Source organism: Xanthomonas sp. NCPPB 3959 (assembly GCF_056675575.1).
This window is the reverse complement of record NZ_JBWWVR010000013.1, coordinates 117,298-137,729: the sequence shown is the minus strand read 5'-3', so window position 1 is coordinate 137,729 and position 20,432 is coordinate 117,298. Positions and strand designations below refer to the sequence as shown.

Annotated in this window: 15 protein-coding genes and 2 pseudogenes; 8 read left to right on the top strand and 9 right to left on the bottom strand. The window is 61.7% G+C overall.

Annotation, left to right across the window (positions count from 1 at the left end; genetic code table 11):
* Positions 1 to 39: 39 nt before the first annotated feature.
* Positions 40 to 1,044, bottom strand: coding sequence for a reverse transcriptase family protein (locus AC1KVG_RS16090; protein WP_481095046.1), 1,005 nt, complete (start codon positions 1,042 to 1,044; stop codon positions 40 to 42).
* Positions 1,010 to 1,321, bottom strand: coding sequence for a helix-turn-helix domain-containing protein (locus AC1KVG_RS16085; RefSeq protein ID WP_081004867.1), 312 nt, complete (start codon positions 1,319 to 1,321; stop codon positions 1,010 to 1,012). The genes AC1KVG_RS16090 and AC1KVG_RS16085 overlap by 35 nt, the downstream gene beginning before the upstream one ends.
* A gap of 1,554 nt (positions 1,322 to 2,875) precedes the next feature.
* Between AC1KVG_RS16085 and AC1KVG_RS16080 the strand changes: the two genes are divergently transcribed.
* Positions 2,876 to 4,690: a DUF885 domain-containing protein gene (locus AC1KVG_RS16080; protein ID WP_481095045.1), complete on the top strand. Its 1,815-nt coding sequence runs from the start codon at positions 2,876 to 2,878 to the stop codon at positions 4,688 to 4,690.
* A 169-nt stretch (positions 4,691 to 4,859) separates the two neighbouring features.
* Here the strand turns inward: AC1KVG_RS16080 and AC1KVG_RS16075 are convergent.
* Positions 4,860 to 5,153: pseudogene (locus AC1KVG_RS16075) on the bottom strand (methyl-accepting chemotaxis protein); the annotation flags it as partial.
* A gap of 93 nt (positions 5,154 to 5,246) precedes the next feature.
* Here AC1KVG_RS16075 and AC1KVG_RS16070 point away from each other — a divergent pair.
* Positions 5,247 to 5,540 (top strand): hypothetical protein, encoded by a 294-nt coding sequence (locus AC1KVG_RS16070; protein ID WP_006449167.1) that lies wholly within the window; start codon positions 5,247 to 5,249, stop codon positions 5,538 to 5,540.
* Between the two features lie 167 nt (positions 5,541 to 5,707).
* On the opposite strand, the pseudogene AC1KVG_RS16065 reads toward AC1KVG_RS16070, so the two are convergent.
* Positions 5,708 to 5,872: pseudogene (locus AC1KVG_RS16065) on the bottom strand (transposase); the annotation flags it as partial.
* 405 nt (positions 5,873 to 6,277) lie between these two features.
* On the opposite strand from AC1KVG_RS16065, the gene AC1KVG_RS16060 reads away from it, so the two are divergent.
* Positions 6,278 to 8,206, top strand: coding sequence for an alpha-L-fucosidase (locus AC1KVG_RS16060; protein ID WP_481095044.1), 1,929 nt, complete (start codon positions 6,278 to 6,280; stop codon positions 8,204 to 8,206).
* Between the two features lie 279 nt (positions 8,207 to 8,485).
* On the opposite strand, the gene AC1KVG_RS16055 is transcribed toward AC1KVG_RS16060, so the two are convergent.
* On the bottom strand, positions 8,486 to 9,193 hold the full coding sequence (locus tag AC1KVG_RS16055; RefSeq protein WP_481095043.1) for a TetR/AcrR family transcriptional regulator: 708 nt from the start codon (positions 9,191 to 9,193) through the stop codon (positions 8,486 to 8,488).
* A gap of 64 nt (positions 9,194 to 9,257) precedes the next feature.
* Here AC1KVG_RS16055 and AC1KVG_RS16050 point away from each other — a divergent pair, with 64 nt between their 5' ends.
* Together AC1KVG_RS16050 and AC1KVG_RS16045 are read left to right on the top strand one after the other, a co-directional pair.
* Positions 9,258 to 10,586 (top strand): NtaA/DmoA family FMN-dependent monooxygenase, encoded by a 1,329-nt coding sequence (locus AC1KVG_RS16050; RefSeq protein ID WP_481095042.1) that lies wholly within the window; start codon positions 9,258 to 9,260, stop codon positions 10,584 to 10,586.
* A gap of 36 nt (positions 10,587 to 10,622) precedes the next feature.
* On the top strand, positions 10,623 to 11,363 hold the full coding sequence (locus AC1KVG_RS16045; RefSeq protein WP_481095041.1) for an NADPH-dependent F420 reductase: 741 nt from the start codon (positions 10,623 to 10,625) through the stop codon (positions 11,361 to 11,363).
* Between the two features lie 115 nt (positions 11,364 to 11,478).
* Here AC1KVG_RS16045 and AC1KVG_RS16040 read toward each other — a convergent pair whose 3' ends face one another.
* Positions 11,479 to 12,528, bottom strand: coding sequence for an SDR family oxidoreductase (locus tag AC1KVG_RS16040; RefSeq protein ID WP_481095040.1), 1,050 nt, complete (start codon positions 12,526 to 12,528; stop codon positions 11,479 to 11,481).
* Here AC1KVG_RS16040 and AC1KVG_RS16035 point away from each other — a divergent pair.
* Positions 12,412 to 12,918 (top strand): TetR/AcrR family transcriptional regulator, encoded by a 507-nt coding sequence (locus tag AC1KVG_RS16035; protein ID WP_481095039.1) that lies wholly within the window; start codon positions 12,412 to 12,414, stop codon positions 12,916 to 12,918. The two genes, AC1KVG_RS16040 and AC1KVG_RS16035, sit on opposite strands and share 117 nt — an antisense overlap.
* A 43-nt stretch (positions 12,919 to 12,961) precedes the next feature.
* On the opposite strand, the gene AC1KVG_RS16030 is transcribed toward AC1KVG_RS16035, so the two are convergent.
* A complete protein-coding gene (locus AC1KVG_RS16030; RefSeq protein ID WP_481095038.1) occupies positions 12,962 to 13,879 on the bottom strand; it encodes a LysR family transcriptional regulator in 918 nt (305 codons plus the stop codon).
* Between the two features lie 172 nt (positions 13,880 to 14,051).
* On the opposite strand from AC1KVG_RS16030, the gene dctA reads away from it, so the two are divergent.
* Together dctA and AC1KVG_RS16020 are read left to right on the top strand one after the other, a co-directional pair.
* Complete coding sequence (gene dctA, locus AC1KVG_RS16025) at positions 14,052 to 15,350, top strand: C4-dicarboxylate transporter DctA (RefSeq protein ID WP_481095068.1); 1,299 nt, start codon at positions 14,052 to 14,054, stop codon at positions 15,348 to 15,350.
* A gap of 28 nt (positions 15,351 to 15,378) precedes the next feature.
* Positions 15,379 to 16,542 (top strand): mandelate racemase/muconate lactonizing enzyme family protein, encoded by a 1,164-nt coding sequence (locus AC1KVG_RS16020; RefSeq protein WP_481095037.1) that lies wholly within the window; start codon positions 15,379 to 15,381, stop codon positions 16,540 to 16,542.
* A 43-nt stretch (positions 16,543 to 16,585) separates the two neighbouring features.
* On the opposite strand, the gene galA is transcribed toward AC1KVG_RS16020, so the two are convergent.
* The gene (gene galA, locus AC1KVG_RS16015) at positions 16,586 to 19,153 is read right to left on the bottom strand and encodes a beta-galactosidase GalA (RefSeq protein ID WP_481095036.1); all 2,568 of its coding nucleotides are present in this window, start codon (positions 19,151 to 19,153) and stop codon (positions 16,586 to 16,588) included.
* On the bottom strand, positions 19,150 to 20,361 hold the full coding sequence (locus tag AC1KVG_RS16010) for a glycoside hydrolase family 53 protein (RefSeq protein ID WP_481095035.1): 1,212 nt from the start codon (positions 20,359 to 20,361) through the stop codon (positions 19,150 to 19,152). Before AC1KVG_RS16010 ends, galA begins: the two co-directional genes overlap by 4 nt.
* Positions 20,362 to 20,432 lie beyond the last annotated feature (71 nt).

Here is a 20,432-nt window from a genome sequence, read left to right as displayed (position 1 = left end):
CGCATCGTGGACAGGGAGTTCGGACGATGCGTTGGTCACTCACGTTGCAATCTCCGGCTCGGTCTTGACTGGACGAGCAGCGGCTCGACGTCGACGCCTTGGCGGAGGTAGCGTGCTTCGTAGCTTCTTGGCCTCCGCCTTCAAGCTTTTTCCGCGTTCTTGATCAAGATTTCCTATGTTTTCGAGCTGACCTACCAGTCCACGTTTGGCCTTGATGGTTGCCCGACCGCTCTCAATCTCAGTCCGAGCCTCATGCATCTCCTTGTGCTTTTTGTTTGGGGCTCGACTGATGCCATGGCGAAACGCCCGGCCCGTGACGACCTTGGCGCGGGTCTTCCGAAATAGTTTTGCCTTCTCAACTTTCGAGCTAAAGCCGAACCTTCTCAGCAAACGATCCAGCCACTGGATATCGCCGTGTCCGATTGTGTCTCCAGTGATGGCGACATCATCCACATAAAGCGTGAAAGTGCCTCCCTGATTGGCTACACGCTGGGCGATTAGGTCAAACATGTCACGGCAGGCCCAAAAAGAGACAAGAACGCTGGCCGGGGATCCAGTTGCCAACTTCCCTTGATAGCAGACCAAGTCAGCCATCGCATCTGCAACATCTCCCGGGCATTGGAAGACGTTTCTGAAAAGCCTGAAGACACGTTGACGTGTGATGCTGGGATAGAAGTCGGAGACATCAACCGTTACGGTTGCCCCCGCCGCGAGCATGTGCTGCTCAGAGTTGGAGAGGTGAGATCGCTTGGGGATTCCTGAGTGAAGATAGTCCGGCACGCGGACTTGCTTGAGCAGCACGTTAAGCCGCTTCTGAAGCGGCTTGATGACCTCACTCGGGGCTTGAATCAGGCGCATCTTCCCCGTCCTTGGATGAGCCTGGTGGAACTCGCTGAAGTTATCCGGACGTTTGCACAGGGCACGAAGGGCACTCGGTGAGCCCTTCCATTCAAGAAATCTTGCGAGTGCCTTTAACGTCGGCAGCCGATAGAGCGCCGAAGAACTAACGTCATAGCGATTCGCGCTTTTTCGGGGAAGCGTCATGGTCGGTGTCCAGGGTCCATTCCAGAACTTTCATCAGCCTCTTGGCGTTCCTTTGTCGGCGCTCCGAGGGGCCCTCGATTGCTTCGGCGAAGCTTAAGAACGTCGAAGGTGGCACATCGAATACTTCTGCAAACTTGTGTAGAAGCTCCACTGACGCGGCTTTTTTTCCTGACTCAATCTCAGAAAGGTGGGAGCGTGATATGCCCAGGCGCTCCGCTAGCTCACCTTGTTGCATTCGGTGAACCTCGCGGACCGTCTTTAAAGCCTTGTGGAGCATTTTCCTCTCTTCCTGCATGCGTAGATAAAAAGGAGGGTGCTACTGATTGGTCTTAGAGTCCAAACTTTCCGCGCCGCGCTCAACGATCAACGTGGTCATACACCTTCCACACAATCATCAATAGACGGAACAACCAGGGACCGCAAAAAACTCGTTTGAACCATTTCAGCAGCAGCTGGCGTTTGTCATCTTTCCTGTCAACATTTGAAACCATGTTGGTGTCCTCGATGCACCTCACCGGGGTGGAGAGGCTCCGTTGCTACATCGAGAATGGGGGACGCCAGTTATTACCCTCCTCCAATCTATGGCTGCGAGCCGTTGCCGCAGCCACCTGACCCTTCCCGATGGTCCCGACCGTTGCCGGCCGCCGACGCGTCGCTCGGAGTGTTTTGGGCTCCTCGCCCTCGAGTAGTTGCCTACTCACGCCATGGCACGGATTGTTGCTCCCCTGGATGACGACGTCAGAGTAGCAGTCATTTGCTGAAATGTCGCTAAGAGCGACATGATGTCGTCAAATTTGTTCAGTGATCGGTCATTTTTATGTTGCGACCGTGTTGCGACAGGTTGGCATTGCTGGCTAGGCCTTTGCACAAAAGCCTTGCTGCACTAGGCTTCAGAGCAATACGATCACCATACGCCAAGAGTGCTTCATCAGCGGGGTGTGCTCGACTGCTCCGCTGGTGGTCTTGGATTTGTCTTTTGAATCAGTGCTTTGCAAGAAACGTCCTTCCAGGGTGTGCGGTCGATCAGGGCGGTCGCTGCGACAAGCGAGTTCCGTGTTGCGCCGCCGTTGCGGCGCCGTTGACGGCATCAATCGACGGTGCGACGCAGTGGGGAGAGCCCAGAGCAGCGTGTTGCATTGGAGCGGCAGACTGCGCGGCCCGGATGCAAGTTTAAGCGCACCGGCTTAAAAATCCTCGTGCCCGGCCGACAATGCGCCACGCGCGGTGCGGCGAACGACTCATGGCGGCGGATCGCGCGGCCTGAAGCGCTGAGGACGGCACGCGACCGGCGCAAGTTGGTCGGCAGAAAGCGTGCTCCGAGGCAGTCTGAGGGGCGGCATGTTGGCGGAGACGCGCCATCGAAAATCGAAGCACGGATGTCATCGTCGGCTCGCAGCCAGTTGACGCCTATTCGGGCAATGGGGCACCCGTTTGGACCGGAGTGCGAATCGCGGCGCCGGTCGAGCAGATGTGGCCAGTTGCTGTGACCGCCCGGCTGGATGCGTCGCGATCTCACAGCGTGTGCCGTCACTAGGTGATCAAAGCGGCGCGAGTGATGACTGGCTTCGTCCGCAAATGCGTGGAAGTGCCGCCTTTAGCAGTCGATGGCGCTAAACGCGAAGCCACGCCGACTGCGATCGGCCGCGCGATGACGACTGCTCTAAGCTGCGGTGATTGCACGAAGCCTGCCGATGCGGCTATGTGCCCGACGCAGGCATCCAGCGCGCGCGCGTGCCAGATCCAGTGGGTTGCGAGCAAAAATTTCGTGTGTTTTCGATAGCGCTGATGCGTGTAGCTGCGCATGGACCGTACGTGTTACTTGGAGTAATTCATGCATCTTCTACGTCCCCTTGCCGTCGGTCTGCTGACGGCCGCGTTGTTCACCGCCTGCAAGCCGGCGCCGCCTGCCGAAAACAAGGTGGCAACCTCAACACTCGGGCAGACAGCTGAACAGGCAGCCAAGGCCTTCGACGCGCTGCTTGACGCGCAGTGGCAACACCAGCTCAAGCAGGCCCCGGAGTTCGCGAGCACCATCGGCGACAAGCGCTACAACGATCGCTGGAGCGACTACTCGCTACAGGCCGTGCCTGCAGAGCGCAGCGCCGTGGCGGGTCTGCTCAGGCAGTTCGAAGCGGTGGATGCCGCAGCGCTGGACCAACAACGTCAACTCAGCCTGCAGATGATGCTCGGCCAGCTGCGCGACACGCTGGACGGTATCGACCTGAAGACCTACGAGATGCCGCTGGACCCGATGCAAGGCATCCATCTGACGCTTGCCGGCTACAGCGACAGCTTCCCCTTCGACACCGCCAAGGACTACCAGGACTACATCAAACGACTGCAGACGCTTCCTGCGGTGGTCGATCAAGTCATCGACGTCTCGCGGCAGGGCGCCAAGGATGGCCTGATGCCGCCGCGCTATCTGCTTGAGCGCGTGCCCGAGCAGATTGACGGAATCGTGGCTCAGCGTGGCGCGCAGAACCCATTTGCCTCGCCATTGGAAAAACTCGACGGCGTGGTGCCCGCCGATCAGCGCGATGCGCTCAGGAAGCAGCTGCTTGAAGCGATCGACCAGCAGGTCCGCCCGGCCTACGCCAAGCTGTCCGCGTTCGTGCGCAATGAATACGCCCCACAAGGACGTGCGCAGGAGGGGCTGTGGTCGCTTCCTGATGGCGAGAAACTCTATCAATACCTGGTGCGTACCCAGACCACCACCGATCTGACGCCTGAACAAATCCACCAGATCGGGCTGCAGGAGGTTGCGCGCATCGAAGGCGAGATGACCGTCATTGCCAAGGCGCAGGGTTATGCGGACCTGGCCAGCTTCCGCAAGGCGGTGGCAGCCGATAAGCGCCGCTTCGCGACCTCCAGCGAGCAGCTACTGGAGCAATACCGTCACTACGTCGCGGGAATGCAGCGGGAGCTTCCAAAGTTATTCGAGCAGGTGCCGAAAAAGCCCCTGGAAGTTGAGCCGATGCCGGCATTCCAGGGTAAATACCCGCCCGCCCGTTACCTGCAAAGCAACCCGGAAAGCAGCAAGCCGGGCGTGCTGAGAGTCAATATCAGCGACGTCGCTCACCGCACGCTGATCAACGTTGAAACTATTGCTTATCACGAGGGCGTGCCAGGCCATCACCTGCAGGTCTCGCTTACACAGACGCTACCATTGCCGCCGTTCCGCCAGCAGGGTGGGTATAACGCCTACGGCGAGGGGTGGGCACTGTATGCCGAGCGCTTGGGCAAGGATGTCGGGCTCTACAAAGATCCCTATAGCGACTACGGCCGGCTATCGGCTGATCTATTGCGCGCCAATCGATTGGTGTTGGATACCGGCGTGCACTACAAGCGCTGGAATCGTCAGCAGATGGTGGACTTCTTCCACGCGCATCCATCCGACGACGAGGCGAGCATGCAGTTCGAAATCGACCGCTACATCGTGTGGCCAGGCCAGTCGTTGGGATACAAGGTGGGGCAACTGCAATTCATGGCGCTGCGTGCAGAGGCGCAGAAAGAACTCGGCGATCGTTTCGACTTGCGCGCATTCCATACTGCAGTGCTCGGCGACGGCGACATGCCGCTTGCGATGTTGCAGCAGCGCGTGCGCCAATGGATCGCGAAGGTCAAAGCGCATCAGGTGGCAAAATAGGTGAGCCCGGTGTGCTCTTGCGTACCAGCTTGCGGCACATGCTGGTCGCAGTAGCACGGAGGGCAAACGGTCAAATGGTGCAGTTACCTGAGTAAACGAGGGCTGACGTCGGGCCGATATGTACCGACGCAAATCCCAGAGAAATCATTGATTGCTTGAGTCAAAAAGCCGAGCGTGCGGCAGCCGTTGCCTGTTCCACCAGCGCGGCATGCTGCTGCGTGGTTTCGTCCATCCGGGTGACAGTGAGGTCGACCTGTTCGCTACCGGCCGACTGCTTCTGCGATGTGGCGGAAATCTCGCCCATGATGTCGGTGACGCGCTGCACGCTGGCGACGATCTCGGCCATCGTGGTGCAGGCGCTGTGCACCAGTGCCGAGCCTTCGGCGACGCGCTCGACTGCATCGTCGATCAGGCTCTTGATCTCCTTGGCCGCAGCCGCGGAGGGTTGGGCGACCTTGCTGACGATGTCCCGCCCTGCGAGCCGACGCCGACTGCACAGTGTTCTTGCAGCCGCCGCGCTACAGTCACCGACCCACCATTACGTACGACACGCCGCATGGATAACCGCAATCAGGAATGGATGCAGGCCGTCACCGACGCACTCAGCGATCTGCTCGCCGCGCGCGTGGCGCAGGCCACGCTACTGGAAGCCATGCTGGTCTCGCATCCAGATCCGGTCGCCCTGAGAAAAGCATGGGACGAACTGTCGTCTCAGCGCATCGCAGTCGTTGCACAGAACAAGGCAGTCGCCTCGGTGGAACGGCCAATGGATGAATACACGCTGGAACAATTCCAGGCCTGGGAAGAAAAATTTCGCCGCTACTTTCCGCGTGATGTGGATCTGCGATAGGTGCACGATCTAGCGTTTTCGCTGTCGTCAAAAATGAAGGCGAAAGACGGCGCGCAGTGCATTTCCTTGACGCCTGCATGCTTGCGCCGATGGTGGAAGCTCTGCACAACCCGCCAAGATCGTTGAGGTTCAAATGGAACCGCCGAGTTGAAGCGTGTCGTCGGCTTGAGCTTGGTGAAACCACGCAAGATGGGGATCTCGTGCAGCGCTTCGTCCAGTGCTGGATCGCTCAACGCATACCGCCGCGATAGCAGATGCATCCGCAACATCGCCGCTAGTGTGTACGGCTGCCGGCCTGGGCGTTCTGATACCTGGGGGTGGGGCTCGGGCAGCTCGATCACTTGCTGCTACGCCACGATCTATGGACTCCCAGCAAGTCAGTGCCAGCCAAAATGAGAAGTCTACGGTCAATGTTGATGACAAAACTTGACAGGTGTTAGCCCGCTCAAGCTGTCGTGCGGTCTTTGTTGGTTGTCGTTGGCCGGACATTGTTTGTCTTGTTCGCGGAGCTCGCGTCGCGTGTGGAAAATGCATGGATATGCGAGCACCAACACGGCAGCGTGGGCCGGGGCAAGGCCGTCAAGCCACGAACGCTCGCGGCTTGCTTCGCATGCGCTTCAACGCCGGCCGTGCTGGGGGCATCCCGTGTGCGTGCACAGCCGTCTATTGCTTCGGAATGACGACTCTTCGCTGTTGGAAAAGCTAAGATCGAAGCTTGTGCAAAGTCGGAGGCGCTAATGATCGATCGTCGTACGTTTCTTGCCACGGGTGTGGTGGCCGCTAGCGCCAGCTTCAGTGCATCGGCAGCGCGCCTCGCGCAGGCGCCGCGCGCCAACGGGCCGGCACCGTGGGGTGCGCTGCCCAGCAAGCGACAGCTGCGGTGGCATCGGTGGGAGCAATACGCCTTCGTGCATTTTGCGATGAACACCTTCACCGACAAGGAATGGGGCTACGGCGACGAGGATCCGCGCAAATTCGATCCCAGCGATTTTTCAGCCGATCAAATCGTTGCTGCTGCCAAGGCCGGCAATCTGAAAGGGCTTATTTTCACGGCCAAGCACCACGATGGGTTCTGTCTTTGGCCGACACGCTTGACCGAGCATTGCATTCGCAACTCGCCCTACAAGAACGGCAAGGGTGACATCGTCGGGGAGATGGCAGCGGCGTGTCGACGCGCCGGCCTGGCGTTCGGCATCTACCTCTCGCCCTGGGATCGCAACCATGCCGAGTACGGCCGCCCCGGCTATCTCGACTATTTCCGCAAGCAGATCGTCGAGCTCTGCACCGGCTATGGCGACCTGTTCGAGTTCTGGTTCGACGGCGCCAATGGCGGCGACGGCTACTACGGCGGAGCGCGCGAATCGCGCAAGATCGATGCGCCCGCGTACTACAACTGGCCACGGATGATCGAGCTGGTGCATCAGCATCAGCCGATGGCCTGTACCTTCGACCCGCTCGGCGCCGATATCCGCTGGGGCGGCAACGAGGACGGTATCGCCGGCGATCCATCCTGGCCGACCATGCCCAATGCCCCGTATACCCAGGAAAACGGCAATTCCGGCGTGCGCGGCGGGGCGCTATGGTGGCCGGCCGAAACCAACACGTCGATCCGCCCGGGCTGGTTCTACCACGCCGATGAAGACGGCAAGGTGCGTAGCCCGGAGAACCTGGTGCGCTATTTCGACACCTCCGTCGCGCGCGGCACCAACATGAACCTCAATCTGCCGCCCGACCGACGCGGCCGCATCGCCGACCACGACGTGGCGGTGCTGCAGAGTTTCGGCGATGCGATCCGCGCCAGCTTCGCCATCGATCTGGCCAAGGGTGCCAGGGCCAGTGCCAGCGCGTCGCGCGGCCCGGGGTTCGAGCCGGCGCGCGTGCTCGACCGCCAGCCGGACAGCTACTGGTCTACGCCTGACGACGTCACCACGCCGACGCTGACGCTGGAGCTATCGGCGGTGCACAGCTTCGACTTGATCCGGCTGCGCGAATACCTGCCGCTGGGTGTGCGCGTTACCCGCTTCGCGGTCGAAGCCGAGGTCGATGGGCAATGGCGGCGGCTGGCCGAAGCGCAATGCATCGGTGCACAGCGCATCGTGCGGCTAGATCGCCCGGTTGCCGCACGCCGGGTACGCCTGATCGTGCTTGAGGCGCCGGTGTGCCCGGCGATCAGCGAATTCGCGCTGTTCCGTGCCGTTGCGCCAGTGCCGGTGGCGCGGCCGACGGCGAACGCGCCGGATGTGTTGTCCTCCGCTGGCTGGCGCATCGTCGAGGCCAGCGCGCCAGGGGCGGACAAGTTGCTCGACGACGATGCCGGCACGATCTGGATCACGCCCGCGCCCACGCCCGGCCATCCCGCGCAGGCGACCATCGACCTCGGCGCGCTGCGTCAGGTTGCCGGTTTCAGCCTGACGCCCTCGCGCACGGTGATGAACGGTGCGGCGCCACCGAAGGGTTATCGCGCCGAGACCAGCGCAGATGGCCAGCACTGGCAGCCGGCCGGCGCCGGCGAGTTGTCCAATATCGCCTATGCGCTCTCGACTCAGCGCCTGAATTTCCCCGAGGTCCGCCAGATCCGCTACCTGCGGCTGTCGTTCGCGGAAACGGCGGTACCCGCCGAGCGGCTGGCGATCGCGGGTATCGGTGCGTTCTCGCGCTTGCGATGAGGGCTTGCACTCCCTCGCGGCCACGCGCCGCGAGGGGAAGCATCCGGGTTGACGGAGTTTCGCGGAATTGAGACGCGTCAAGCGAGGCGATGGAGCTAGACGTCGCCGCATTCAGATCACGTGGCGAACCTGCATCGTGAACCGCCTTGTCCAGAGCTTCCCAGGCGTGTCCAAATTGCGCGGTTTGCGGGATTGCGCACCGCTTGCATGATGACGCGCAACCGCGCAACCGCGCAACCGCGCAACCGCGCAACCGCGCACTCGCTTTTGTTGGCCGCTCTAAGTCGGAAGCGCCCACCCTGAGCGCAAGACCTCCAGCAGCACCGGCCGGGCGTCGCTGTCCGCGCCGCCGCTTGCAGCTCCTGCCCATGCAATCGCAAGCGCGGCAAGAAAGATGTCGCGGCCGGTCAACGCTGCCCGCGCCTGACCAGAGCGCTGTGCAGCCGCAAGGAAAACGCTTGAGGCCTCGACCATGGAGGTGCACGTCGGCATCAACACCGAACTGGGTTGGGACCACGCGGCACGGAGCGGTTCCGGGAGGCCTTCGTAGGCGCTCATCCAGGTTCCCAGCGCTTCAATCCATCGCTGCAGCGCATGCCCTGGTTCGCGCTCTTCGGCGGTAATGGCGGTACGCACTTGCTCAAGGTTGGCGTAATGCGTTTCGAGTAGCGCTGCCAGCAGGGCGTCGCGGGTAGGGAAGTGGCGATACAACGTCCCCGGGCCAACGCCTGCTCGCTTGGCAATGCTGTCCATCGATACGTCGATGCCTTCCTCGGCAAAGGCTTCGCCGGCCACCTCAAGAATGTGGGTCTTGTTGCGTTGGGCATCGGCTCGGGGAGGGCGTGGCTGAACGTCGGGGGGCATGGTCGGCAGGTCTGGCGCTTGATATCCGGAGTGTATCTCCATATATTTCTTCGCAACAAACGGAGGGGCTCTCCTTTTGCGGGCGTTGTGCAACACAAGGCGTTGCAAACGAAAGATGGCCACGTTCGTCGACTCGCTGGCTAGTCGCCGGCCGACTCACGAACCACAGCCACAGGGTGAGAAACGCATGCGCACGTCCAAGACGATGATCATTGGCCTGCATCTGGGCAATGGCTACGGGTCCCAATCAGGGGCCTGGCGCATGCCGTGGGTCGACCCGACCAACTACACCAGCTTCGATGCCCGCGTGCGCCAGGCGCAAGCCGCCGAGCGCGGGAAATTCCAGTTCATCTTCCTGCCGGATGGCCCGAGTGCCGTTGCCGATATCGACAACGAAGCGCCGCACTTCAATCTGGACGTGATGATGACCCTGGCTGCGGTGGCGCGCGGCACCGAGCGTATCGGTCTGGTGGCCACCGGCTCAACGACGTTCAACGAACCGTTCAACCTTGCACGGCAATTCAAGGCGCTGGACATCATGAGTCATGGGCGTGCCGGCTGGAACGCGGTGACCTCCAGTGGCGAGGACGTCGCTGCGAACTACGGGCGAACACTTCCATCTAGCGCTGAGCGCTACGCACGCGCGCACGAGGTCGTGCAACTGGTGCAGGCCTTGTGGGGCAGTTGGGGAAAGGACGCCTGGTTGCACGACCAGGCCGCTGGGCGGTTTGCAGACGGCGCGCAAATAGCGCCGATCAACCTGCAGGGCAAGTTCGTCGGTTCCCGTGGGCCGTTGTATATCCCACCCTCGGAGCAGGGACAGCCGGTGATCTTCCATGCGGGCGGCGGCCCGAACGCGCTGACGCTGGCCGGACGCTATGCCAGTGCCGTGATCGGTGCCAGTTTCAGTATCGAAGACGCTCGGGCGCAACGTGCGGCGTTCCGTCATGCTGCCGAGCAGGCCGGCCGCGATCCGGACGAGATCAAGTTCATTCCAGGGCTGATGACGACAATTGCGCCGGACCGCCGCGCGGCATTGGATCGCCGGATCGCACTGACCGCGCAGACGTTTCCTCAGCGGCTGGGTTACCTGCAACAGATGCTCGGGGTGCGTTTGGATCCCACTGCGCTCGACCGGCCGCTGTCGCCGGCGCAACTGGCTGCGGCACGCCCGTCATCGCAGGATCCTCGCTCGCCAAAGGCGTTGCAGATCGCGCGTGAGGGTTGGAGCCCGCGCGACATTCTGGCGCATGGCGTCATCGATTATCACCCGGTGATTGTCGGCCCGGCGGTCGAGGCGGCCGATCACATGCAGGCCTGGTTTGAGGCAGATGCGGCCGATGGCTTCTGGATTTCGCCGGATATCAACGACGACGGCATCGATGCCTTTGTCGATGGCGTCGTCCCGATCCTGCAAGCGCGCGGTCTGTTTCGTCGCGATTACCGGGGCCGCACGCTTCGCGACCACCTGGGCGCATCTGCCCAATACGGCCGCGATCCACGCATCACTGCTTGAGCAACAAAACCCCACCTATTTTTGAATGGAGCGAACATGAAAATCGGCATCATTGGCGCAGGCAACATCGGTGGCACGTTGGCGCGCAAATTCGTAGCAGCAGGGCACATCGTCAAACTGGCTGGATCCAAAGGCCCCGACAGCATTCGCGAACTGGCCGAAAAGATCGGTGCAGAGCCTGTCACCGCTGCAGAGGCGGTCGAGGACGTGGAGGTGATCGTGTTGTCGATCCCGTTTGCCAAGATTCCCGAGGTTGCCGGCCTGTTCTCCACCGTGCCTGCGGAGGTGGTGGTGATCGATACTTCGAACTACTACCCGCAGCTTGGCACCCGGATCCTGGAAGTCGAGGACGGCAAGCTGGAAAGCGTCTGGTCGAGCGAGCAACTCGGCCGGCCCATCATCAAGGCGTTCAATGCCGTGCTCGCCAAGACGCTGGCCGAGCGCGGCAAGCCTGCAGGCACGGAAAACCGGCTTGCCATCCCGGTGGCGGGCGACAGTCTGGCCGGCAAGGCGATCGCGCAGCAGCTGCTGGACGATGCCGGGTTCGATTCGCTCGATACGGGGAATCTCGCAGATTCATGGCGGCTGCAGCCCGGCACGCCTGCGTATTGCACCGAGCTTTCGGTTGCCGCATTGGCGTCAGCGCTCAAGGCTGCGGTAAAAGGCGATGCACCGCGTCATCGCGACGCCTTGATGGCGGAGTTCTTCGGCGGCGACGCACCGCCAAGTCATGAGACGATCGTTGCGCGCAATCGCGCGGTGAGTGCGGCGCGCTGATCTCCGATGCGCAGAAGCGGTATCTGCGTCCCAGCCTCACGTTAGAGTTGATGAGCCACTGTCCTCAGCACAGCGGGGAGCGCGGTGCTGACGACTCGACTGTTCTGCCACCGTCTTAAAACGTGACCGCAGAAAGCATTCCCAGCATCTCGTCGTAGCTGCCGTTGGCTGCAGCATCGCGAAGGAATTTGGCACGTTCCACGACGATTTCCTTCGGTGTGGGTTCTGCATGCAAAAGCGCCAGCGCTTCGTCGAGGAATTCGTCCAGGGGCATGGCGTGCTCGTCGTTGCCTTGGCCATACAACTTGGTGCGAACGCCCGGCGGCACCAGCTCGATGACTTGCACGTTGCTGTCGGCCAGTTGCACACGCAAGCCTTCGGTGAAGGAGTGCACGGCGGCCTTGCTGGCGCTGTAGCTCATCGCGGCCGGGAACGGCACAAAGCCCAATGCGGAACTGACGTTGATGATGACGCTGTCGGTGTTGCCGGCAAGTTGCGGCAGGAATGCATAGGTCATGCGGATGGTGCCGAGCAGGTTGATGGCGATCGCCTCTTCGGCTGCCTTCAAGGAGTCCGGCTTGAAGACGTTCTCGCTCGGCATGATGCCGGCATTGTTGATCACGACATTCAAGCCGGGATAGCGCTCGGCCGCCACGCGGCTGGCCTGCACCACAGAGTCCGCGTCTGCGACATCGATTTCGATCGCATCAAGGCCCGGATGCTCGGCGGTGATCTGATCCAGCAGCGCCTTCTTTCGTCCGGAAACGATGACCCTGTTGCCGGCCTGCTGGAGCCGGAGTGCCAGCCCAAGTCCGATGCCGGAGGTCGAGCCGGTGATGAGGATGGTATTGCCGCTGTTCTTCACGGATGTCTCCTGATTGCGGATAGGGGTAAAATCAAAACGGACAGTCATCCGCTTCCAAAGACATTGGCGGACAACTGTCCGTTTGTCAACGAGTTCATTGAAGGGTGGGGTGTGGAGAAGCCAAAGCGATCTGATGCAGTGCAGAACCGCGAGCGCCTGCTGTCCGTGGCGCTTGCGGAATTGGTGCGCTCGGCCGATGTTCCATTGAGCGCAATTGCCAAGAAGGCGGGTGTCGGGCAGGGGACTTTCTACCGGCACTTCCCGACCCGGGAGGCCTTGGTGATCGAGGTCTATCGCCACGAAATGCTGCAGGTCACCGGTTTAGCCGAGCAGTTGCTGAAGACGCTCCCGCCGGAGCAAGCACTCCGCGAATGGATGAACCGCCTGGCCGAATACGCCATCACCAAGGCGGGTCTGGCGGATGCACTGCGGACAGTCGCCAACGCGAAAGAATGCGCGGGCAACGCAGGCTATGCGCCCGTGATCGCTGCCGCGCAACTGCTGCTCGATGCCAACGAGAAGGCCGGGACGATCCGTCCGGGGATCACCACAGACAAGTTTTTCCTGGCCATTGCGGGGATCTGGCAGATAGACGCCACCGAGAACTGGCAGCCCCGCCTGACCTGGCTGATGGAGACGGTCATGGAGGGGTTGTGCGCGGGAGCGCCGGGTCGGCCCGCAAGCGGATAACGGCGTTAGGTTTCCAGCCTGGAAGCGTGCAGCGCCACGTGTGTTAGTGCTGCAACTTGCCCTGCTTGAGCTTTTGCCACATGTCTTCGGCTTGCTGGGACAAGCTGCCGATGTGCCGTATCAGACAGATCTCCATGCTGATATCCCACTGCGTGTGTCCGGGCGCTGCATGGACGAGCCGCCCCTTGGCGATGTCCTCTTCCACCAGCGTGCGCGGCAGCCAGGCCACCCCGCCACCGGAGCGGCACATGGCCAGCAAGGTCGCGGCAAGATCGGAGGTGAGTGCAGGGGTCAGGCGCGCTTCCACGTCCTTGAACGCCGGATGCCCGGCGATGATGCGGCCCAGCCCGGAATCTGCGCTGTAAGACAGCAAGGGCATTGCATCGATTGAGGCCAGCGACCAGCGAGGGCTGCCGTCGCCATTTTCCTTCGGTGCACTGAAGGGTTGCAGCACATCGCTGCCCACCACAACTCGCTCGAAGTGTTCGGGATTCAGCCCAAGCGGCATGCGCGGATGATGGTGGCACAGCAGGAATTGCGCTGCCCCTTGCAGCATCAGTTTTTCGCACGCCCTGAGCGTGTCGGAGACCAGCTGAAATGCGCCGATGCCGGTATTTGATTCGATGCGTCTTACGAAGGCCGGAAAGAAGGTGAAGGAGAGAACATGTGTGGCAAGGAATGCCAACGCAGGCCGCTGTTGTCCCGCGACCTCAAGCGCTTCTTGCCGCGCGGCGTAAATCGCCGCGGCCAATCCGGATGCCTTGCGAACGAAGGCTTCTCCAGCCGGTGTCATCAGCACCTCTTTGCGCGAACGCGTAAACAGCGGCGTGCCAAGCCATTCTTCGAGGGCATGAATACGCCGACTGAAGGCCGGCTGGGTGACGAAGCGACGCTGTGCCGCGCGCGAAAAATTGAGGGTGTCAGCCAACGCCAGGCAGTCTTCGAGCCATGTCAGTTCCATGATGCCGATTGTGCATCAAGCGCATAAAAAAGGCATTGGCAGCGCTTGGGGAGTGACCCTTACGCTCTGACTCGAGCTTGCAACGCCTCGACACGCAGGTCGTCCAGCAAGCGGCAATTCCGGTGAATTCGCATGTCGACGGGAGCGGGCGATCATGCAGAAAAGAAGTGGCATGAGAGGGGTGTTGAGCCAACTCTATGTGCAGGTCTTGATCGCCATCGTCATTGGCGGCCTGGTGGGCTATGTCTGGCCGCACCTGGGCGTGGTCATGCAACCTGTTGCAGAGGGTTTCATCAAGCTGATCAAGATGCTGTTGGCCCCCATCATCTTTGGAACGGTCGTGGTCGGGATCGCCAAGATGGGAAGTGTCAGAGAGGTCGGAAAAACCGGCATCAAGGCGCTGATTTATTTCGAGGTCGTCTCGACACTGGCGCTGGCGATCGGTCTTGTCGTGGTGAACATCATCCGGCCGGGCGATGGCATGAACATCGATGTCGCCTCGATCGACAGCAGCGCGATTGGCCAGTATGTCGAGCGTGCAAAAGACGACGCGGGCATGGTGGATTTCGTGCTGAACATCATTCCCACCACGCTGGTGGATGCCTTTGCCAAGGGCAACATGCTGCAGGTCATTCTGGTGTCGGTGCTGTTTGCAGTGGGGCTGTTGCAGCTTGGCGAGCGTGGCAAGCCGTTGGTCGATCTGATCGATAACGGGCTGCAGGCGCTGTTCAAGATGATCAACCTGGTGATGCGGCTCGCGCCGCTGGGTGCCGGGGCAGGCATCGCTTTCACGATCGGCAAGTATGGCCTGGCCACCCTGTGGTCGCTTGGGCATTTGATGTTGGCCGTCTATGTGACCTCGGCACTGTTCGTCTTCGTGGTGCTGGGAGCGATCGCGCGGTGGACCGGCTTTCCGCTGCTGCGCCTTCTCCGGTTCATCAAGGACGAACTGCTTGTCACGTTCGGAACCTGTTCGACCGAAGCCGTTCTGCCGCGCATGATGATGAAGCTCGAACTGGCCGGCGTGCGCAAATCGACGGTTGGCCTGGTTCTGCCAACGGGATACACCTTCAATGCGGACGGCACCTGTATCTATCTGACCATGGCGGCCATTTTCGTCGCGCAAGCGACCAATACACCGCTGCCGGTCTATCAACAAATCGCACTGCTTGGGGTGTTGTTACTGACCTCGAAAGGGTCCGCTGGTGTCGCTGGCGCGGGTTTTGTGGCGTTGGCCGCAACGCTTTCCACCATCGACACGGTGCCTGTTGCAGGGCTGGTGCTTTTGCTGGGCGTCGATCGCTTCATGAATGAGGCCAGGGCGGTGGTCAATCTGATTGGCAACAGTGTTGCCACGCTTGCGATCGCCAAGTGGGATGGCGCGCTGGATATCTCCAAGACCCAGGAAATCATTCGTCGTCAACAGGCGGGCGAGCCAATGCCTGTCGCGGCCTCTTCAACCGACTCATAACTCACTACACCTCGCGGGAGACTACCCAATGCGTATCATCGATGTCGTTGAAATCACCAAGCCGATCTCCTCGCCGATCCGTAACGCCTACATCGATTTTTCCAAGATGACCGCCAGTCTGGTGGCGGTGGTCACCGATCAGGTGCGCGACGGCCGTCGGGTCGTCGGCTACGGCTTCAACTCCAATGGGCGCTATGGACAGGGCGGACTGATACGCGAGCGGTTTCGCGATCGCATTCTGGAAGCCGAGAGCGCTGCGTTGTGCAACGACGCCGGCGACAATCTGGATCCTTCCAGGATCTGGACGGCGATGATGTCCAACGAGAAGCCGGGCGGTCATGGTGAGCGCTCTGTGGCGGTGGGCACGCTGGATATGGCGGTCTGGGATGCCACCGCCAAGATTGCCGGCATGCCGCTATTTCGTTATCTGGCGCAGATGAAAGGCCGGCAAGCCAATCCCCGCGTCTTTGTCTATGCAGCCGGTGGCTACTATTACCCGGGCAAGGACAACAGCGCCCTGCGCAAAGAGATGCGTGGCTATCTGGATCGTGGTTACAACGTGGTCAAGATGAAAATCGGTGGCGCCTCCATCGACGAGGACCGCAGCCGGATCGAGTCGGTGCTTGAGGAAATTGGCGGCCAGGCGCGTCTGGCGGTCGATGCGAACGGCCGCTTCGATCTGGAGACTGGCATCGCCTACGCCAAGATGCTGCGCGACTACCCACTGTTCTGGTACGAAGAAGTCGGTGATCCGCTCGACTACGCGCTACAAGCCAGCCTGAGCGAATTTTATCCGGGGCCGATGGCGACGGGCGAAAACCTGTTTTCGCACCAGGATGCACGCAACTTGCTGCGCTACGGCGGCATGCGCCCGGATCGCGATTATCTGCAGTTCGACTGCGCGCTGTCGTACGGCCTGGTGGAATATCTCCGCACGCTGAAGGTGCTCGAACAATTCGGCTGGTCGCCCGCGCGTTGCATCCCGCACGGTGGTCATCAGATGTCGCTCAACATTGCCGCAGGGTTGGGCTTGGGCGGCAACGAGAGTTACCCGGATCTGTTTCAGCCGTATGGCGGGTTTCCGGATGGCGTAAGAGTTCAAGACGGACACATCGTGATGCCGGAATTGCCGGGCATCGGTTTCGAAGGCAAGTCCGATTTGATCAAGGTCATGCGCGAGCTCGCCGAGTAAGGACTGAGCCAGCCTCGCCCCGTGACCAACGGGGCGAGTTGCGTCAGGTGACTGCTGCGCGTGGTTTGGTCGCTTGGGCAGTCACGCGCAGGGTCGCTGGCGTCAGGCCCTGCGCAGTCGCTTGCAAGATGATGTCGCCGGGTTTTTTAGTTGCCTGAAGCAACGCCATGCACAAGCCATTGAACGCTTTGCGCTGCGGTGCCTTGTCGTCCTCATGACTACTGGGGTCGCCGTTGCCGACGCCGATCAGTTTGCCTGCGCCGCGTAAAGAGAATTGCACCAGCGTATCGGCGGTGGGAACGACGCGGCCCTGTGCATCGACAATTTCGACCTTTACTACCGCCACGTCTTCGGCATCGGCGCGCAATGCGTTGCGATCGCAACTCAAGCGGATCGCAGCCGGCTTGCCGACTGTCTCGCGGCGTTCGGTGAGCACCAGCTTGCCGCCGCGATAGCCGCGCGCTTCGATCACGCCCGGCGCATAAGCCACGCGCCATTCCACATGCCCGTAGGCCGGCACCTGTTGCAGGCCCTGGCTGACGCCGTTGACCAGCAGTTCCACCGCCTCGAGATTGCTATGGCACCAGACGGCGACGCGGCCTTTGTCGTCGGGCTGCAGCAGGCCAACCCAGTTCCAGTGCGGGAACAGATGCAGCACCGGTTCGCTGGTCCATTGCGCGCGGTAGTACCAGTAGTTGTCCTTGGGAAAGCCGCAACTGTCGAGCACACCGAACTGCGAGGCGACATTCGGCCAGCGGTTGTAGGGCGTGGGTTCGCCGCGGTAATCGAAGCCGGTCCAGATAAAGCCGCCAGCGATATACGGGCGTTGCGCGACGTAGCTCCACCAGGCTTCGGCAGTGCTCGCCCACCACGGGTGGTCGGTGTCGTAGGCACGTGTGTAGCCGCGGGTGTCGTCGCGCTGATAGTTGCCGCGCACCGACACGGTGCTGCCGGTTTCGCTGCCGTAGATGGGGATGTTGGGGTATTGCGCGTGGAAGCCGTCCATCTGGCTGGTGCGGTAGTTGAAACCGACCACATCGACGACCTGGCCAACACCATCGCCAAAGCCCTTGTCCATGGCAAAGGTGGTGGGGCGGGTGGGGTCGAGCTGACGCACGCGTTGCTGCATACGGCTGACGATGCGTGCGCCGCGCTCGGTGACCTGCTGCGGCTCTTCGTTGCCGAGCGACCACAGGATCACGCTGGGATGATTGCGCCCGCGCCGCACCATCGTCTCCAGTTCGCCCATCGCTTCCGGGTCGGTGGACATGCGCCGGGTTTCTTCGATCACGAACATGCCGAGGCGGTCGCATAGCGCGAGCAGTTCGGGCGTAGCCGGATTGTGCGAGCTGCGATAGGCGTTGCAGCCCATCGATTTGAGTTGGCGCAGGCGCCATTCGTGCAGGCTGTCCGGGATGGCGGTGCCGACGCCGGCATGATCCTGGTGGTTGTTGGTGCCGTGCAGTTTGAGCGGTGCACCATTCAATAAAAAGCCGCGCTGCGCATCGAAGGCAATGCTGCGTACGCCGAACGGCGTCGCTAGCGCATCGACCGCGTTGCCGTCGCTGTGCACGCTGGTGGTGAGGCTGTAGAGCTGCGGGTCGTCGATCGACCATAGCGCGGCCTGGCCGAGCGGCACGGTTTGTTCGACAACCTGCACCTGGCCCGGTGCAACGGTGACCGCTGCACTGACCGCTTGTGCGACGACGCGCCCATCCGGTGCTGTCACGCGCGCTTGCACGTTGCACTGGCGCGGGGCGGTGCCGTCGTTGCGGACTTCGGTGGACACCTGCGCGGTTGCGTTGTCGCCTTGCACAGTGCTGCGCACGAACACGCCGTCTTGCGGCAGATGCAGCGGGTCGGTCTTTTGCAACCACAGATGCCGATAGATGCCGGCACCTTCGTAGAACCAGCCTTCGCCCAGCGTGGCATCTACGCGCACGGCAATGAGGTTGGGCTTGCCGTAGTCGAGCACTTCGCTGAGGTCGACCTCGAAGCCGCAATAGCCGCTGGCATTGCGCCCGACGATGTGGCCGTTGCAGAACACGATGCAGTCCCGGAACACGCCGTCGAACACCAGGCTGATGCGCTTGCCCAAATCGCTTGCGGGAATCTGCAGCGTGCGGCGATACCAGCCCACGCTGTGTTCCGGAAAGCTCGTGCCCAGCGGTTTGTAGCCGTGCGCGGCGGCCGGGTCTTCTTCGGTGATGGTGGCCGAGATGGGTTCCTGCCGGAAGGGCAGGGTAACGGCCCAGTCGTGCGGCAGATCCAGCAGTTCCCAGGCACTGTCGTCGAAGGCGAGCTGCGCGGCGGTCGCGGTGTCCTTGCCAGCCTTGGCAAAGGTGCGCTGGAAGGTGCCGAACTCGAAGTCGCGCGATGCATCGCTGGCATGGCCGAGATGGAAACGCCAGCCGAAGTCGAATAACAGACGTTCGCGCGGTGCCAGCGTTGCATCGCCAAGCGCGCCAAGCGGCATGGCGTTCTTATCTACGGCTGGCGCTGCACCGGCGATGGCGGGCACTGACGCACCGGCTGCGCCGACGGGGAGAGCGGCGCTCACACCGCTTGCCAGCATGCCGCGCAGCAGCTCGCGACGATTGATGCCGGTCATGGCTGTGTCCTCTTGCTGGCGCCGGAAGCGGTGTCCTGCTTGAGCGATGCCGGCTTGCCTGTTGCGGGCTGACTCGATGCCGGCACGCTGGTATACGGGTGGCGCATGAAATCGATCGCCGGCAACACCTCGTTGTCATGCTTGAAATCGAAGAAACTGGCGTTTTCCCACGACGAGCCGGTGCCCCAGCGCGTCTTGCAGCTGCTGCTGGTCCATGCCGGTTCCCAATACACCACGCCGGCGCCGCCGGTGTCGATCACCAGCTGGGTGAGATCGATCATGTAGCGGGACTGGCCTTGCGGTGTGGCCGGGTAGCCGGGAATCAGCGAGTCTTCGCCGAGCAGATTGTGCGAGGTGTCGCCGGACTCCAGCGTCCACGGATACGCGGTTTCCACTACCACCACATCGGCGTCGTAGCGGCCGCGCAGGCGCTTGATGGTCTTGCCCAGTTCGGCCATCGATTGGGTCGACCATTTGCGGTAGTAGCTGATGCCGATCAGATCGTAGTCGGTGACGCCGGCCTTGGTGGCGGCGGCGAACCACGGTTCCACATTTTCCGGCTGGGCGATATGCAGCATCACCCGTGGCTTGATCGCCGAGCGTGCGCTGATATCGCGCACGGCCTTGATGCCGGCATTGAACAGTTTGGCGTTGCGTTGCCAGTCGATGGGGCGCTTCTTGTCCCAGGGAATGCTGTCCATCAGATCGGAATTGCTTTCGTTGCCCACCTGCACCAGTTCCGGCATCAGGCCGGCACGGTCGAGCGCGCTCAGCGTGTCGTAGGTGAAGCCATACAACGTGCGCGCCAGCTCATCGGTATCGGTGATGCTGGCCCAGGCCTTGGGAATCAGCTGTTTTTCGCCATCGGCCCAATCGTCGGAGTAGTGCAGGTCCAGCAACACCTGCATGCCTTGCGCGCGTGCACGCGCGATGGTCTTCTTGACGTCGGACAGGTCGCTGTAGCGGGTCCAGCGTGCGTCGTTCCACAGGCGCACACGCACCAGATTGGCACCGTGCGCGTGGAAGAGTTCGAACGGGTCTTTGACCACGCCGTTCTCGCGGTATTGCACACCGCACTCTTCCATCTCGTTGACGTAGGACAGGTCCGCACCGAGATACAACGTGGCGGGGGCCGGGGCGGCGTGTGCGAAGGTGGAGATGGCCAGCGCCAGTAGCGCGGGCGTCCAGAGGCGGCGTGTAGAGCGCATGCAATTCCTCGACAGAAAAACGTGGAGCGGGTGACAGCGTGCCGCACGCAGCGGTGCTGACGTGCGGCCGG

What these genes read in the sequence shown, in the direction of transcription:
- AC1KVG_RS16090 (WP_481095046.1), bottom strand. Translation starts at nt 1,044, where the DNA reads ATGACGCTTCCCCGAAAAAGCGCGAATCGCTATGACGTTAGTTCTTCG.
- AC1KVG_RS16085 (WP_081004867.1), bottom strand. Translation starts at nt 1,321, where the DNA reads ATGCTCCACAAGGCTTTAAAGACGGTCCGCGAGGTTCACCGAATGCAA.
- AC1KVG_RS16080 (WP_481095045.1), top strand. Translation starts at nt 2,876, where the DNA reads ATGCATCTTCTACGTCCCCTTGCCGTCGGTCTGCTGACGGCCGCGTTG.
- AC1KVG_RS16070 (WP_006449167.1), top strand. Translation starts at nt 5,247, where the DNA reads ATGGATAACCGCAATCAGGAATGGATGCAGGCCGTCACCGACGCACTC.
- AC1KVG_RS16060 (WP_481095044.1), top strand. Translation starts at nt 6,278, where the DNA reads ATGATCGATCGTCGTACGTTTCTTGCCACGGGTGTGGTGGCCGCTAGC.
- AC1KVG_RS16050 (WP_481095042.1), top strand. Translation starts at nt 9,258, where the DNA reads ATGCGCACGTCCAAGACGATGATCATTGGCCTGCATCTGGGCAATGGC.
- AC1KVG_RS16045 (WP_481095041.1), top strand. Translation starts at nt 10,623, where the DNA reads ATGAAAATCGGCATCATTGGCGCAGGCAACATCGGTGGCACGTTGGCG.
- AC1KVG_RS16030 (WP_481095038.1), bottom strand. Translation starts at nt 13,879, where the DNA reads ATGGAACTGACATGGCTCGAAGACTGCCTGGCGTTGGCTGACACCCTC.
- dctA (WP_481095068.1), top strand. Translation starts at nt 14,052, where the DNA reads ATGAGAGGGGTGTTGAGCCAACTCTATGTGCAGGTCTTGATCGCCATC.
- AC1KVG_RS16020 (WP_481095037.1), top strand. Translation starts at nt 15,379, where the DNA reads ATGCGTATCATCGATGTCGTTGAAATCACCAAGCCGATCTCCTCGCCG.
- galA (WP_481095036.1), bottom strand. Translation starts at nt 19,153, where the DNA reads ATGACCGGCATCAATCGTCGCGAGCTGCTGCGCGGCATGCTGGCAAGC.
- AC1KVG_RS16010 (WP_481095035.1), bottom strand. Translation starts at nt 20,361, where the DNA reads ATGCGCTCTACACGCCGCCTCTGGACGCCCGCGCTACTGGCGCTGGCC.